Source organism: Burkholderia sp. Ac-20392 (genome assembly GCF_017104585.1).
GTDB classification, from domain to species: Bacteria; Pseudomonadota; Gammaproteobacteria; order Burkholderiales; family Burkholderiaceae; genus Burkholderia; species Burkholderia lata.
Genome location: NZ_JAAGPB010001048.1, coordinates 1 through 804, shown reverse-complemented (window position 1 = coordinate 804; position 804 = coordinate 1). Strand labels below are relative to the sequence as shown.

Here is an 804-nt window from a genome sequence, read left to right as displayed (position 1 = left end):
CACCCGCGACGAGCAGCCCGCCGCCGAGCGCGAGGCTCGCGATCACGGGCCACGGAATCCCGTAGCCGGGCACGTCGGTGTCGATCAGCATCAGCGCGCCGATCGTGAACGACACGATCCCGCCGAACCCGAGCACGCCGAAGGTCGGCAGGAACGCCTCGGCGACCAGGCAGCCGAGACCGAGCAGCACGAGGCCGAGACCCGCATAGCTGATCGGCAGCAACTGCATCGCGAACAGCCCGACCAGCAGGCAGATCGTGCCGACGACGCCCGGCAGTACGAAGCCGGGGTTCGCGAACTCGAAGAAGAGGCCGTAGATGCCGATCGTCAGCAGGATCAGCGCGACGTTCGGGTCGGCGATGATCGCCAGGAAGCGGCTGCGCCAGTCAGGCTCGAGCACGACGAGCGGCGCATGGGCGGTCGCGAGCCGCACCGTGCCGGCGGTGGTCGTCACGGTGTGGCCGTCGAGTTGGCGAGCCAGGTCGGCCGGATCCTGCGCGATCAGGTCGACCACATGCTGCGTACGCGCCTCGTTCGCCGACAGGCTCACGGCCTCGCGCACCGCGCGCTCGCCCCATTCGGCATTGCGCCCGCGCAACTGCGCGAGGCCGCGGATATACGCGGAGGCATCCTGCATCGCCTTGCGGATCTCGGTCGATTGCGTATCGGTCGGCAGGGCGGCCTGCGTGGCGGTCGCATCGGACGCCCCCGACGCTCCTGACGCCCCCGAGGTTCCGGCCGGCGCCCGCGGTACAGCGGGGTTCCCGCCCGGCGGCGCGGCGCCGCCGATGCCGAACTGCACGA

The 804-nt window shown here is 71.3% G+C and carries 1 pseudogene; it reads right to left on the bottom strand.

Annotated elements, in window-relative coordinates:
* Nucleotides 1-804 (bottom strand): annotated as a pseudogene (locus tag G3N99_RS40695) (nodulation protein NfeD); the annotation flags it as partial.